The organism is Streptomyces sp. NPDC049687, assembly GCF_044465285.1.
Lineage (GTDB): Bacteria > Actinomycetota > Actinomycetes > Streptomycetales > Streptomycetaceae > Streptomyces.
In genome coordinates this window covers 1-1,614 of the sequence record NZ_JBITLN010000042.1, presented here as the reverse complement: position 1 = coordinate 1,614, position 1,614 = coordinate 1, and the positions used below count along the sequence as shown (strand labels likewise).

Sequence of the window (1,614 nt, the reverse complement as noted above, 5' to 3'; positions counted from 1 at the left end):
CCTAGCTTGATCTTTAACCTCGGGTCTCGAACGGCTCGTCGTACTTGATCACTCGCGTCGGTAACTGCCCTATGTGCAGGCGGCCTTCGGCTGACCATGTGCTCCGACCAAGGAATACACGTGATCAGCGCGAAGGCCGTGGGGATGAGTCTGTTGCACCATGCTGTCCGGCAGGAACCGTTCGCGGAACTGTCATGCTTCCGGGGCGAGTTCTACTCCTGTCTGACGAGGCGTTCGGATGCTCTGTTCGAGCTGGCCGACGCCGTGCTGTGTGCGGACGGCCCGGTCCGCTCGCTGGTGGAACTCTCGCTGGTGGGCGAGCATCGCCGCGGACACGGCGGGCTGTATGACGCCCTGGCCGCGGGTCGGATGGACATTGCTCGGCTGCGGCGGGCCCTGGCTGCGGTGCCGCTGCCGAGGGCGGCGGACGGCCGGCTGGTGCTGGCCGCCGACATCACCTGCTGGCCGCGTCCCGACGCGCACACCTCACCACAGCGGATCCTGTGTCACACCTACGGACGTGGCAAGGACCAGCACATCCCCGTCCCTGGCTGGCCCTATTCGGTGATCTGCGCGCTGGAAGCAGGCCGCAGTTCCTGGACCGCGCCGCTGGACGCGCTGCGTCTGGCGCCGGGGGACGACGCCGCCACCGTCACCGCCCGGCAGATGCGCGAGCTCATCGAGCGGCTGATGGAGGCCGGGCAGTGGAAGGACGGCGACCCGGACGTCCTCATCGTGGTGGACGCCGGATACGACGTGCCCCGCCTGGCCCACCTGCTCAAGGACTTGCCGGTGCAGGTGCTGGGCCGGATGCGCTCGGACCGGGTCCTGCGCCGGGCGGCCCCGCCCCGCGAGCCGGGCACCCGGGGTCGTCCGCCCCGCCACGGCGGCGAGTTCGTCTTCGGCGATCCGGCCACCTGGAACACTCCCGATGCGGCGACGGTGACCGAGACCCGTCTGTATGGCACGGCAACCGCCAGGGCCTGGGACCGGCTCCACCCCAGGCTGACTCACCGCTCTGCGTGGGTCTCCCAGCTGGGCGCTCTGCCGGTCATCGAGGGCACTGTGATCCGTCTGCAGGTCGAGTACCTGCCCAGCGGCGCGACCCCGAAGCCGGTGTGGTTGTGGTGGTCCCGCACCGATGCCACCGACACTCAAGTCGACCTGCTCTGGCAGGTCTTCCTGCGCCGCTTCGACATCGAGCACACGTTCCGGCTGTTCAAGCAGACGCTGGGCTGGACCTGCCCGAAGATCCGTACTCCTGAGGCGGCTGACCGGTGGACCTGGCTGATCCTCGCCGTCTACACCCAGCTGCGGCTGGCCCGGCCGCTGGCGGCCGACCTGCGCCGGCCGTGGGAGAAGCCGAGCCCGCCGAACAGGCTCACCCCGGCCCGCGTCCGCCGCGACTTTCGGCACCTGCGCCCGCAGGCAGCATGCCCCGCCAGAGCACCGAAATCCTCCCACCCCGGCCCGGGACGACCACCCGGCCGCAAGAACACCCGGCCCACCCCGCGCTACGACGTGCACACCGTCCGCAAACCAGGCACTACGAAACAGCGAACCAAGAAGTCAACAACCCCACGACCCCGCCGCACAGGTTAAAGATCAAGCTAG

1 protein-coding gene is annotated in these 1,614 nt (G+C 69.4%); it reads left to right on the top strand.

Going from position 1 to position 1,614, the window contains the following annotated elements:
• Nucleotides 1–144 precede the first annotated feature (144 nt).
• Nucleotides 145–1,602, top strand: a complete 1,458-nt coding sequence (locus ACIBVL_RS43205; RefSeq protein WP_399106777.1) for an NF041680 family putative transposase — start codon at nucleotides 145–147, stop codon at nucleotides 1,600–1,602.
• Nucleotides 1,603–1,614: the final 12 nt, after the last annotated feature.